Source organism: Streptococcus sp. GMD3S (assembly GCF_000298695.2).
Lineage (GTDB): Bacteria > Bacillota > Bacilli > Lactobacillales > Streptococcaceae > Streptococcus.
Window position 1 is genome coordinate 25,948 of record NZ_AJRC02000009.1, and the last position, 13,055, is coordinate 39,002.

Sequence of the window (13,055 nt, forward strand, 5' to 3'; positions counted from 1 at the left end):
TTGATAGGGAATGTCATTTGACATCCTAAACTACCTGCTAAAATTTCAGTAAAATTTTATTCTCTTTTTACTCGCTTGACATAGTTTGCAATTGGGTAGTTTACTGAATCCAAGGTCAACTCCTTGTCTTGAAGCAGTTGAGCTAGATGATACCCGATGATTGGACCCGTTGTGAGACCTGATGAACCTAGACCACTAGCCGCATAGACACCTGCCAATCCTGGCACTTGTCCAAAAAATGGGGAGAAATCACTGGTGTAGGCACGGATTCCCACACGCTCACCTGATGATTTCGCTTCTTCCAAGGCTGGATAGTGGGGTAAGGCTGCCTCCTCCATTTGTTGGAGCAAGGTTTCATCTACCGTCAAGTCATATCCCATATCATTTTCATGGGTAGCACCCAAGGACAATTTCTCACCTGCAAAAGGGATCAAATCCCACTCCCCTTCTGGCATGACAACAGGGTATGATTCCATGTCTTGGGCAAGCTGATAATCTCGGAGTTGCCCCTTTTGGGGACGAACATCTACCTCATATCCTAAAGGTTCCAAAATGTCCCCCAACCAAGCTCCCGTCGCTAGAATAAGCTGATCAAACACCTCTTCGCCAATCTGATAGCCAGTTGCTAAAGGTGTCAGACTCACTTTTTCTTTGACCAGCTTGACTTGACTGGCTTCTAGCAAACGAGTCACTAATAGGTGGCCATCCACCCGTGCCCCACCAGAAGCATAGAGCAGGCTGTCAAATCCCTGCAAACCAGGGAATAATTCATTTGCAGATGCTTGGTCTAAAATGGCTAATTGACCTATCAAGGGAGATTCTTCCCTACGCTGGAGTGCTAGTTCATAGAGTTCTTCTAACTTGGATTCATCCTTTTTCAAGAGAAAAACTCCCGAACGCTGGTAAAAGTCGATTTCCTGTCCTGACTTTTCTAAATCAGCCAACAAATCCACATAAAAGTCAGCCCCCAAACGCGCCATCTTATACCAGGCTTTATTACGCCGTTTTGAAAACCACGGACTGATAATTCCTGCTGCAGCCTTGGTTGCTTGCCCCTGTCCATGGTCAAAAATGGTCACCTCTAGGTCGCTTTCTTTCGCGAGGTAGTAGGCAGCTGTCGCCCCCACAATCCCTGCTCCGATAATGGCAACTTTTTTCATTGTCTTCACCTTCTAACTAGATATGGTGGAAAGGATTGGTTGATGCTTGGCTAGGCAAGATATCAATAGACCAGCTATTTTCTGCCTTCCATTGAGCAAGAAGTGCTGCGATTTTTTCGACAAAAAGCACTTCTATATAGTGGCCTGGGTCCAATGCCAACAGGCCATCAGAAAGCATATCCTGGGCTGTGTGATAGTAAATATCACCAGTGATATAGACATCTGCTCCATTTGCTAAAGCATCCTGATAGAAAGACTGCCCTCTACCACCACAGATAGCTACTCTTGAAATAGGCTTCTGCAAATCACTCTCGTGATAATGGACCATGCGAAGACTATCTAGACCAAAGACTTGCTTGACATGTTGGGCCAATTCCCCAAATGTCTGAGGCTGAACATTCCCAATACGTCCAATTCCACGTTCTGGACCTGTCTCCTGCAGATAGGTCGTTTCCTCAATACCTAGCATCTGGCAGAACCAGTCATTGAGGCCATTTTCAACGATGTCAATATTGGTATGGCTGACATACACTGCAATGTCATGCTTGATGAGGTCGATGTAAATCTGATTTTGCGGACGGCTAGCTACCAAGTCCTTGATCGGACGGAAAATCGGCGCGTGCTTGACAATAATCAAGTCTACACCCTTTTCAATGGCTTCAGCCACCGTTTCTTCACGAATATCGAGAGCCACCATGACACTTTGGATATCCTTGTCCAAAGTGCCGATTTGCAGGCCACGACTATCACCCTCCACGGAAAATTCCTGAGGACAAAAGTCTTCATAACGTTTAATCACTTCACTTGCTAACATGGAGCACCTCCTTGATGGCTTGAATTTTATCTACTAAAACTTGACGTTCTTCCATATTTTTTTCTGGAATTTGATCAAGGGCTAATTCTAACTTAGCTACTTCTTTTTGCCACTTTTGAACGAAGACTGGGCTGACTTCTTTGGACAAGAAGGGACCAAAGCGGACATCACTTGCTGATAGCTTCATTTGTCCCGCTTCCACCACTAGAATTTCATAAAACTTGCCAGCCTCTTCTAGGATGCTTTCTGCTACAATCTGAAATCCGTGCTCTTGTAACCAAATGCGCAAGTCGTCTTCACGATTATTGGGTTGGAGGATTAAACGTTCTACACTCGCAAGTTTATCCAATCCTTCTTCCAATATGGTAGCAATCAAACGGCCACCCATACCAGCAATGGTGATAATAGAGACTTGGTCAGCCTCTTCAAATGCCGCTAAGCCATTGGCTAAACGGACTTGGATTTTCTCCTTTAGACCGTGAGTCTCAACATTTTTCACCGCTGACTGGTAGGGGCCTTCCACCACCTCACCTGCAATGGCGCTTTTGATTTGGCCTCTCTCAACTAACTCGATTGGCAGATAAGCATGGTCACTCCCCACATCTAATAAAATGGCTCCCTGTGGCACAAAGGAAGCTACCAATTCTAATCTCTTTGAAATCATCTTCTCTCACTTTCCAAAACTCTATTACCTCTTATTATACCATATTTCAGCTAGCAATCTTGCACCTAAAAAGACCGCAATCCACAGATTGCAGTCTTTCTTTATTTTCTAGCTTGGTAACGACTGGTTAGAATGAAAATCACCGTAAATACCAGCATCATGGCCCCATAAACAGGTAACGTTTGTCCAGTTAAGGTCGAAATTTCAAGCAGTTTCTGGATTCTTGGGAAAAGAGCTGTGGCTAGGAAGCCTCCTACTGACCAGACAATCAAGAGGACACGCCAGAGGGTAAATGGCATGCAGGCTCTAAATACAGATAAGAAACCGATAGACCCCAAGAGATAATAGAGTAGGGTTGAGATTTCTAACTCAGACCAACCTTGACTCGCTCCAAATATTTTCACAAAGAGAACGCTGAACACGACCATGAGTGCGCTTGGTAGGGCGCGAAGCATGGATCTTCTGAGGAAGTTTGGCTCAACAGGTTTGATATTTCGCTCAAAAGTCAGAACAAATGGCGGGAACCCTTCCACGAACTGGTCAATCATGGTAATCTGGATTGGAATGAAGGGGAAAATCAAAATCCACTCAGACCGTCCTAGAAGAGCACTGGCGATACAGATGACAGCGAGCAAGAAGGAATAGATTGTCTTTATCAAGAAAATCGGTGCAATATGGGCAATGTTATTGACCACACGACGACCTTCAAAGAGAATCTCAGGAACATCATTAAAGTCAGAGTTCAAGAGAACCAGATTAGCAATCTGACGAGTCGCAGGATCTCCTTCAGCCATAACGATAGAACAATCTGCTTCGCGGAGAGCTAGGATATCATTGACACCATCCCCTGTCATTGCCGTTGTATGCCCTGCTTTTTTCAGAGTTTGGATGATGAGTTTCTTTTGATGAGGGGAAACACGTCCGAAAATAGCTGTTTCCTCAGCCATAGCAATCAATTCCTCATCTGTGATTTTTGAGCAATCTACATAGCTGTGATAGTCTGCAAAACCAGCCTTCTGGGCAATGCTGGATACTGTAACGGGATTGTCGCCAGAGATAATCTTGAGACCTACTTCCTGGGAACGGAGATAGTCCAGCGTCTCAGCTGCTCCTTCTCGAATCGGGTCCAAGATTTCCAGCAAGGCGAGGGCCTGAATATCAGATGGTTTCTGTGGTTTATGATGATCTAGTTTTTCCTGACTGAGTGCCAAGACCAAGACACGCGAACCTCTCTCCAAGGCCTCTCTAGCTTCTGGGACTTCAGAGTCCAACAACATCTCAGGCGCCCCTATGAAAACCGTTCCTAGCCCTTCTAATTCCATAGCTCCCCACTTGCGGTCGCTTGAGAAAGGAAGATTCGAGATTGCAGGATAGGCAACCTGTCCTTGGAAACGCTTGCGAATAGCCTGGGCTGTTGGATTTTTATCCTCACTATGGGCCATATAACTGGTCAGAATGCTGGCAATAGCCTCTTCACCATAAGTTTCCGTCAGAGGAAGAAAAGCCTCCACTTGCATCTTTCCTTGGGTGATGGTCCCCGTCTTGTCCAGACAGAGCATATCCACGCGCGCCAAGGTCTCGACAGAGTACATCTCCTGCACCAAGACCTTTTTCAAGCCCAGCTTGATCACCGCAGTCAAGAGCGAAGTTATGGTCAAAAGGGCGATTCCCTTGGGCAGCATACCCAAAAGGGCTGTTGACGAATTTACAACGGATGACTTGAGGGGCAAGCCTTTTAAAATAAAGGCCTCTAGCAGGAGGGCTAAACCAAAGGGAATGATAATCTTCCCAGTAAAACCGGCTAGCTTGTCCAGCGATTTCATGATACGGGAGTTGATCGGTTTCACTGTCTTAGCTTCCAGCATGAGTTTGGAAGCATAGTTGTCTGCCCCGACATGGTGAACTTGAGCCAAAACTGCGCCACTGGCTAGGAAACTCCCTGATAAAAGCAAGGCATCCACTTCTTTTTGCACCAAATCACTCTCACCCGTCAACATGGCTTCATTGACTTCCGCAAATCCTTCCAGAACCAGAGTATCACTAGGAATCTGCTCCCCAGCAGACAAACGAATGACATCTCCTAGAACCAACTCTTCTGGATTGAGAGCGACTTCTTGACCCTCACGGATGGTTTTGACCTTTTCCTTGGTCATGAGATTGAGCTTGTCCACCATATGTTTGGCCCGTAGCTCAGTCACAATCCCAGAAAAAGCGTTAAAGCAGATAACGGCAAAGAAAACCAGATTGCTCCAAGCCTGTACAAAGGCAAGCGCTAGGGCAATAACAAAGTTTAATGCGTTAAAAAGTGTAAAAACATTTCGTTTGATGATTTGCCAAGTACTGGTACTGGCTGAGGCGGTAAAGTCATTGACCAAACCTTGAGCCTGTCTTTCCTTGACTTCTCTTTGGGTTAATCCCATAATCTTATTTTTATCCATAAATTCTATCATATCATTTTTTTTAAAAGAATTCTAATCCCATCTAAAACTGTTGGCTGATAACTGAAAAAGTTTGCCAGTAGTCTTTTGATAAGGTATAATAATAAAAGCAATACAATCGAAGGAGTTCTCATGTTTTATACTTATTTGCGTGGACTAGTCATGCTGATCTTGTGGTCCATCAATGGCAATGCTCACTACCACAATACTGATAAAATCCCTAGTAAAGATGAAAACTATATCTTGGTCGCACCTCACCGTACCTGGTGGGATCCAGTATACATGGCCTTTGCGACCAAACCAAAACAGTTCATCTTTATGGCCAAAAAAGAGCTATTTAACAACCGCATATTTGGCTGGTGGATCCGTATGTGTGGGGCCTTTCCTATCGACCGGGAAAATCCTAGCGCTTCTGCTATCAAATACCCTATCAATGTCCTCAAAAAAAGTGACCGTTCCCTTATCATGTTTCCTAGTGGTAGTCGCCACTCAAACGATGTCAAGGGTGGCGTAGCCCTGATTGCCAAGATGGCCAAAGTCCGTATCATGCCGGTTACCTACACAGGTCCTATGACCTTGAAAGGCTTAGTCAGCCGTGAACGTGTAGATATGAACTTTGGAAATCCTATCGATATCTCAGATATCAAGAAAATGAATGATGAAGGGATTGAAATGGTTGCAGACCGCATCCAAGCTGAATTCCAACGTTTAGACGAAGAAACCAAGCAATGGCACAATGATAAAAAACCAAACCCACTCTGGTGGTTTGTCCGCATCCCAGCCCTCATCCTTGCTGTGGTTGTTGGTATCCTAACGATTATCTTTACCTTCATTGCAAGCTTTATCTGGAATCCAGATAAGAAGAGAGAGGCTCTTGGTTAAAAAATACAATTATCCCTTGGCTTTTGCCAAGGGATATTTCTTTTATTCGATTTTCCATTTTTGGGACAACCAGTTGGAAAAGGCTAGAAATCGCTCAGCAACTTGCTCATGATGCCCATAAGGATCAAAGACAAATTGACCAGTTGGATAACGTTTCTGAAGACTGGTATGGATCTGCTCAGCATAGGCTGGTGCCTGAGCCAGACGATTGGTATGATGAACTCCTTCTGTTTGACCATTCTGTAAATACAGTAAACAATCTAAATTTTTCACCCTTTCATCCTTGCAATAAGTCGTAAAATCAGGATACCAAAAGGAACCGCAGATAGAGAAGATACAGGAGACCTTGTCAAAGCTGAATAGACTGTAGACTGCCGCCAGTCCACCTAATGAGTATCCTCCATAGGCAAGGCGATCTTCGTCCAGGCGATAAAGAGACCGCAACTTATCTAAAAGACCTCCAAATAAATGACCATGATAGGCATTTGCCTGACCGCCAAAATCCGGAGCCCCCTCTCTCAGAGCAGAGGCCTTCCAGGGTGTGTAGTCATCTAGGCGATTTTTAGAGGTCAAGCCCACTAAAATCACAGATTCTGAAAGGGAAGATAGGAAATCCAAGTTTCCATCATTCAAGAGAACAGCTGGATAGGTTTGGTTGGGATCATAAGTCGAAGGAAGGCTGATCTTAACTTGAATCCCTTCCCAATCAAACTCATTATTTATTGATAAAGTCATTGATTTTCTCAAGGGAATCAATCACTGCTGGACCATAGTCCATTAACTCATCGTAAGAAATGGTCATGATTTTTTGATTCTTAATAGCAGGAACATTTTCCAAAACTTCATTTGCCTTCATCAACTCTACTGCGTTAGCATCCAATTTTTTATTGCGGTCGCTGGTTACATAGATAATCAACTCAGGATCCATTGACACGAGATTTTCCAAGGTCAAACCTGATGTTCCCGTTGCAACGTTGGTATAACCAAGTTGATTTAGAAGGCTCTCTTGCAAAGCAGACTTGTAAGCACCGAAGGTTTCGTCATTATAAGCAACCATAATCAAAGCCTTTTTCTTTTCACCTTGGCTTGTTGGATTTGCTTTCTTAACAGCGTCAATTTTAGCTTGTAATTGGGCTGCGTATTCATTGGCCTTGTCCTGAACATTGAAAATCATTCCCAGATTTTTGACATCTTCTACGATATTTCCTAAATCTTGCTGAATCGTTGAGAGAGAAGCTTTTTGCGTATAGACTGGGATTTTGTTTTCATTCCAAGTGCTAACTGTTCCCAAGGATTTTTCTGAAAACATCATGTTTCGACCCATCACCGCATCTGGCTCATAAGAAAGGACTGTCTCTTGAGAGACTGTTTTTTTATCACCGATTTGAGGAATGGTCGCAATCGCGTCCTTGTATTTGTCTGTTACAGCATTGTCAGGGTTGAGCATGCCAGCAATTTTATCCTTCAAGCCTAACTCCAATAAGATTTCAGTTGTTGAAAGATTGTTGGTGATAACTTTTTCAGGTGCCTTGTCAAAGACTTGTTCGACTTCATTTCCCTTAACATCATAGGTTTTAACCGTTAACGGATAAGTCGTCTCTGTGCTGGCCTTTTGACTTGTTTCTGTGCTAGACTGCGTGGTAGCTTTTTCTGTAGTAGTGTTGCCACAAGCTGCCATGGTTAAGGTAGCTACTGTTACGAGTAAAATGCTTAGTGTTTTTTTCATCTTATTTTCCTTTTTACTTTTATAAATAGTGAATCATGGCTTGCTGATCCTCGGTCCAAGTCACCTGACTTTGAACTCCGTATACAGTTTGCAATGACTCAGGGGTGATGGTCTCCTTTGGAGTCCCTTGGTAAAGGATTTCTCCCTCTTTCATCAGATAGAGATAATCCGAATAGCGACAAGCAAGTTGAATATCATGTAGGACAGCTAAAACATTGACCTTGAGATTCTTCACAATTGCCAACAAGTCTAACTGGTACTTGATATCCAGGTGATTGGTAGGTTCATCCAGGAGCAAGAGAGTCGGTTCTTGCGCCAAGGCGCGTGCCAACAAGACTCTCTGTTTCTCGCCCCCTGACAAGGACGAATAGAGACGAGTTTTCTTCTCAAGCATATCCACCTTGACGAGAGCATCTTGAACGAGGGCATAATCCCTTTCCTTTTCCTTCTGTAAAAAAGAGAGGTGGGGAGTTCTGCCCAACAAGACGATTTCCTCAACTGTACAATCAAACTGCAATTGATTAAACTGGGTGACAACTGCCATTTGCTTGGCTGTTTCTTTGAGTGACCAATGCTCCAGTGGCTTTCCATCTAGGCTTATCAAGCCTTTGTCCGCCTTTTCCTGACGATAGAGGAGTTTAAGCAGGCTGGTTTTTCCACTTCCATTTGGCCCTAGTATCGTGTGAAATTGATACCCCTCAACCTTAAGAGAAACTCCTTTGAGGATTTTTTTCTCTCCTAGTCCAAAGTGGACATCCTGACAAATCAAGTCCATATCAGGCCCTCACCTCCCTTCGCCTACCTCCAACAATGTAGATAAAGAAGGGAGCACCTACTAAGGCTGTGAAAATACCAATTGGAAGCTCAGCATTTGGAATAATGACACGAGAAAGTACATCTGCCCAGACGACAAAGAGGGCACCCAGTAAGGTCGCAACGGGAAAAAGTCTCCTGTAATTCGTTCCTACTAACCCTCGAGCTAAGTGAGGAGTAATGAGACCAACAAATCCAATAATCCCACAGGTTGCCACTAAGACTGCTGTCAGCACAGCCACCATGGTCACATAAAGATACCAATAGAAGCGTAAGGGAATTCCCAAAGTTAAAGCAGCCTCATCTCCCATCATCATCGCATTAAAAACACGATACTGGGTAGAGAAAAATAGAAGGGCCAATCCTACTACTATAGTTGGCAGGACTAAGTCAGACCAAGTAGTTCCAGCAAGCGAACCCATGGTCCAAAACTTAATGGTCATCACACTGTCTGCATTAGCGCCAACAGAGATGATAAAGTTGGAAAAAGCCAGAAAGAGAGCATTGACCACCGTTCCTGATAAGATCAGACTAGAAGTCGTCATCCTTCCCTGCATAGAGGCAATGATGAGGACAGCAATTGTTGCCAAAATAGCTCCAAGAAAAGCTCCAAGGCTAATCACCACTTTTAAACCAAGAATAATGCTCAAGGTTGCACCCAAAGTCGCACCCGCAGAGATTCCTAAGACATAGGGCTCAGCAATGGGATTGTTCACTGTGGACTGCATCACACTGCCACACATGGAAAGACCAGCCCCTACTATCAGACCGAGTAATACTCGGGGGAATCTCATATTCCATACAATGGCAAGAGTGGACTTAGAAACCTCTCCTATCTCAAGCGGAAACCCCAACCTACTCAAAATAATCCGATAGGTATCTCCTAGAGCAATCGCAACGGATCCCATTGAAACTGCTAGAAAGAGGGAAATCCCTAAAGTAGCTAGCAAAATACCTAAAAGTAACACAAATTGCAGGTCCCGTCGGCTTCCAGAAAATTTGGAAAGCATGAAAACCTCCTTAAACAAAATTAAAAATTTAGAAAATTCTCATGAAAAGTATACCATATTTCTATTAGATGAACAAGGATGTAAATATATATAGAAAAAGCCATCTGAAGTCAGAGAGCTGATTTGAGCTCGGGCTAAAACGTTTATAGACTAGGCGACAAGCCGAAGATTGTACTATAAAACTAGTGAAAATAAAAAATCTCCCCGAAGGGAGATGATTTGGTTTATTTTACCTTACAGTGCTAGAAACCGTAACCGAAGATAATACTTTAGTATATCGAGGTAGGGTGACAAAAGTAAAAAAGCTCTCTGAATATCAGAGAGCTCAAGTCTTGCTGGATAAAACGTTTATAGACTAGGCGACGAGGCGAAGATTGTACTAATGGTACATCGAGCTGAAGCCAACGAAGTATAGAAACGTTTTAGACGCAAGATTAGCGACGAAGTCCAAGAGAGTTGATTAACTCACGGTAACGGTTAACGTCGTTTTTACGCAAGTATGCAAGCAAGTTACGACGGCGACCGATTTTCTTCATCAATCCACGGTAAGTAGCGTGGTCTTTTTTGTGTTGTTTGATGTGTTCGTTAAGGTGGTTGATTTCCCAAGTAAGGACAGCAACTTGAACCTCTACTGAACCTGTATCACCTTCGTGACGTGCATATTGTGCGATGATTTCATTTTTTTTCTCTTTTGAGATTGCCATGATGTTTCTCCTTTTTATTTGGCTTCATCCGAGTGACAGGTTGGCATGCCTGTAACCAAGAAGAAGTTATTTGTCTTTACGACAATTCTTATTCTACCAAGAAGCAGAGACTTTGTCAACTGATTTACTGTTTAAAACCTTGAATTACTCTACTGATTTCAGGGCTTCAAGCATATCCACCTTTCTCAAGTGGTGATTGACAAAGAGACCTAGTAAAGTCAAAATCACCGTCACTGCGACGATTGGAAGCGCATAGACTTCCCAGCTGACCTGAGGATAAAAGAGTATGGTGGCAGGTGAAATCATTTGTATCAAAAATTGATGTAAATAGTAGCCTGCTACCAAACCGAGAACAATCCCCACAAGGGATAGCACTATGGTCTCGCGGTAGATATAGAGGGTCACTTCTTTATTGTGGAAACCGAGAACCTTGATAGTGGAAAGTTCGCGGATACGTTCTTCCACATTGATATTGGTGAGATTGTAAAGAATGACAATGGCTAGTAAGACGGAAACAAGGACAAGGATTGCCATGGTTTTATTGAGAGAATTGGCTACAGATTCAAAGAGATGGATAGCCGTTGCATTTTGGACGACCCCAGAAACAGCAGCTTTTCCCATGAAAGTAGCCGCTTCTTTCTCCGTATTGGAAGGTGTTGGGTCTTTTAATTTTACTAGGTAGGTATTGTCTTGCGGACTGGTTCCATAGACTTGTTCGTAAGTCGCACGGTTTAGATAAACAAAGTGTCCAACATAGTTTTCAGAAATAGCCGCAACCTTGATTTCCTTCCCGTCAAGCTCCAGCTTGTCTCCAACCGTAACACTTGCTAATTGGGCTAATTTTTGACTCACGACCGCTCCATTAGTGACCTGCAACTCTCGCCCATTTTCCTCTAATGTGATAAAGGGATTGAAGTCTTCTCCACTAGTAACCATCATGGTGATGGTTTGAAGTCCTGCTTTTCCTTTGAAATCTTTTTCAATGGATTTAGAGTAAATCTTTTGATAAGCGTGGATCGATTCAGCTTGCAAGGCACTTTCCAGATCTGCTTTTTCTTGCTCCGTTGCACTGCTCTTTTCTGCTACAATCATCTGGTATTGCTGGATTTGTTCAAATTGGCGTTCGGAAACTCCTCCCACAGATGACTGAATACCAAGACCAGCAAATAAGAGAGCAACTGAACCTACAACTCCAAAAATGGTCATCAGCATCCGTTGCTTATAACGAAAGATATTTCTTGCCGTAACCTTATGAGTAAAACTCAAACGACTCCAAATAAAGCTCAGTCGTTCCAGCAAAATCTTTGATCCCTTAACGGGAGGTTTGGGAAGTAAGAGTTGGGCTGCTTCATCGTGCAACTCCCTTCGCGCCACCAGATAAGCCGGCAAAACACTAGATACCCAACTCAAGGCTAGGGCAAGGATACTATAAGACCAATAGAAATACTCGTGACTTTTTCCAACAACCATCCCAGCTGTTATAACATCTGAAATCACCCCTGCAAGAAGATAATGTCCAAGAAGTGTTCCTATAATGGTTCCCACAGTTCCTGCAAGAAAACCATAGAGGACAAACTTGGCAACAATATCTCGGTTGCGGTAACCCAAGGCCTTGAAAATACCTGCATTGGTGCGTTCTTCATCTACAAAGCGAGTCATCGTTGTAAAGGTCACCATTGCAGCGACCATATATAGCACCACTGGGAAGATATTTCCGACTGAACGAATGCTTGATGATGCATTGCTGTACATGAGGTAGCCTTGACCACCTGGCATGGTTTGGCGATTGTATACGTGGTATTTCGGCTCTGCCAGTTCATCAAGCTCTTTCTGACGCTGTTCAAGCTTCTCTTTTTCCTTAGTTAGATCACTCTCTGTCTGAGCCAGTTTTTCTTTTTTTGTCGCCAGTTCTTCCTTAGCTTTTGTCAGCTGTCCCTCGATTTGACTCTTTTGCGGTTCTGGTAAAGCGGTCGCTTGTTCTTCTTGCGTTTTCAAGCGACTTTCGGCCTGCTCTAACTGACTCTTGCCATTTTCAAGGTTGCTTTCAGCAGTTTGGAGCTGTTCTTTGCCCTCTTCCAAGCTCTTTTGCCCATTTGATTTGATACTTGCCAATCTTTTTTGACCATTATCAGCAAGTAAGTCTTGCAACTCTTCCTGATGTTGGGCTCGTTTGGTCTTATAGTCTGATGAAAAAGTATCCAGATTTTTTAAATCGTCATAGCGCACACGCGCAATACTATAAACATCTGAGTCAAACTGACTGGGTAAAATTACTCCATAGCCAGTCAGGTTGCCATTTCCACTACTAGCACTTCCTAAATCTTCTTTAGAAAGAATCTCACCCGACTCAACAAATCCAGTAATTGTAAAAGTTTGGGATTTTACGATGGACTTTTCTTCTTTCTTAGTAAAGGTAATGGTCTGCCCAATCTGATAGCGGTCTTTCCAGAAGTCGGCTAGGGCAATTTCCTCATTTGTCTCTGGCAGTCGCCCTTCTGTCACTTGGAAGGTTGAAATGCTCTCTGGTTTGGAATAAAGTCGAACTGCTTCCTCACCATTTTCAACGGTTAGGTCTACCATATAGCCAAACTCAACACTTGCTCCTTGAAGGGTCTTTAGTTCGTCTTGGTCTTCTTTGTCCAAGCCATAATCAGCTATTACGGCCAGATCCAGGGTATTGGCTTTACGGAGATAATCCCCTGCCGTGCGTTCCATGTTTGGACTGGCTACTTTAAGACCTACTAGGGCTAAAGAACCCAGCATCATCAAGGTCAAGATAGAAACAAAGCGTCCCTTTGAAGTCGTCACTGACTGAAATAGGTCTTTTCGATATGTTTTTTTCAT

11 protein-coding genes are annotated in these 13,055 nt (G+C 43.5%); 1 reads left to right on the top strand and 10 read right to left on the bottom strand.

What is annotated here, in order from left to right:
• Positions 1 to 56: 56 nt before the first annotated feature.
• The 4 genes from GMD3S_RS0205820 to GMD3S_RS0205835 form a co-directional block, all read right to left on the bottom strand.
• A complete protein-coding gene (locus tag GMD3S_RS0205820; protein ID WP_000754621.1) occupies positions 57 to 1,160 on the bottom strand; it encodes an NAD(P)/FAD-dependent oxidoreductase in 1,104 nt (367 codons plus the stop codon).
• A 16-nt stretch (positions 1,161 to 1,176) separates the two neighbouring features.
• The gene (locus tag GMD3S_RS0205825) at positions 1,177 to 1,974 is read right to left on the bottom strand and encodes a Nif3-like dinuclear metal center hexameric protein (RefSeq protein ID WP_000881139.1); all 798 of its coding nucleotides are present in this window, start codon (positions 1,972 to 1,974) and stop codon (positions 1,177 to 1,179) included.
• On the bottom strand, positions 1,961 to 2,638 hold the full coding sequence (locus tag GMD3S_RS0205830) for a tRNA (adenine(22)-N(1))-methyltransferase (RefSeq protein ID WP_000624073.1): 678 nt from the start codon (positions 2,636 to 2,638) through the stop codon (positions 1,961 to 1,963). Before GMD3S_RS0205830 ends, GMD3S_RS0205825 begins: the two co-directional genes overlap by 14 nt.
• 101 nt (positions 2,639 to 2,739) lie before the next feature.
• Positions 2,740 to 5,076: a cation-translocating P-type ATPase gene (locus tag GMD3S_RS0205835; RefSeq protein ID WP_008278013.1), complete on the bottom strand. Its 2,337-nt coding sequence runs from the start codon at positions 5,074 to 5,076 to the stop codon at positions 2,740 to 2,742.
• A 132-nt stretch (positions 5,077 to 5,208) separates the two neighbouring features.
• Here GMD3S_RS0205835 and GMD3S_RS0205840 point away from each other — a divergent pair, with 132 nt between their 5' ends.
• The gene (locus tag GMD3S_RS0205840) at positions 5,209 to 5,958 is read left to right on the top strand and encodes a lysophospholipid acyltransferase family protein (RefSeq protein WP_000500169.1); all 750 of its coding nucleotides are present in this window, start codon (positions 5,209 to 5,211) and stop codon (positions 5,956 to 5,958) included.
• A gap of 42 nt (positions 5,959 to 6,000) precedes the next feature.
• Here the strand turns inward: GMD3S_RS0205840 and GMD3S_RS0205845 are convergent, their stop codons facing one another.
• The 6 genes from GMD3S_RS0205845 to GMD3S_RS0205870 all read right to left on the bottom strand — a co-directional run bounded on the left by GMD3S_RS0205845 (position 6,001) and on the right by GMD3S_RS0205870 (position 13,055).
• Complete coding sequence (locus tag GMD3S_RS0205845; protein WP_000175769.1) at positions 6,001 to 6,693, bottom strand: alpha/beta hydrolase-fold protein; 693 nt, start codon at positions 6,691 to 6,693, stop codon at positions 6,001 to 6,003.
• Positions 6,674 to 7,684: an ABC transporter substrate-binding protein gene (locus GMD3S_RS0205850; protein WP_000753262.1), complete on the bottom strand. Its 1,011-nt coding sequence runs from the start codon at positions 7,682 to 7,684 to the stop codon at positions 6,674 to 6,676. The genes GMD3S_RS0205845 and GMD3S_RS0205850 overlap by 20 nt, the downstream gene beginning before the upstream one ends.
• 19 nt (positions 7,685 to 7,703) lie before the next feature.
• Complete coding sequence (locus GMD3S_RS0205855; protein WP_000364130.1) at positions 7,704 to 8,459, bottom strand: ABC transporter ATP-binding protein; 756 nt, start codon at positions 8,457 to 8,459, stop codon at positions 7,704 to 7,706.
• A gap of 1 nt (position 8,460) precedes the next feature.
• Positions 8,461 to 9,507 (bottom strand): FecCD family ABC transporter permease, encoded by a 1,047-nt coding sequence (locus tag GMD3S_RS0205860; RefSeq protein WP_000949329.1) that lies wholly within the window; start codon positions 9,505 to 9,507, stop codon positions 8,461 to 8,463.
• 434 nt (positions 9,508 to 9,941) lie between these two features.
• Entirely contained in the window at positions 9,942 to 10,211 is a 270-nt protein-coding gene (gene rpsO, locus GMD3S_RS0205865; RefSeq protein WP_001018251.1) for a 30S ribosomal protein S15, read from the bottom strand.
• A gap of 144 nt (positions 10,212 to 10,355) precedes the next feature.
• The gene (locus GMD3S_RS0205870; protein WP_000754606.1) at positions 10,356 to 13,055 is read right to left on the bottom strand and encodes an FtsX-like permease family protein; all 2,700 of its coding nucleotides are present in this window, start codon (positions 13,053 to 13,055) and stop codon (positions 10,356 to 10,358) included.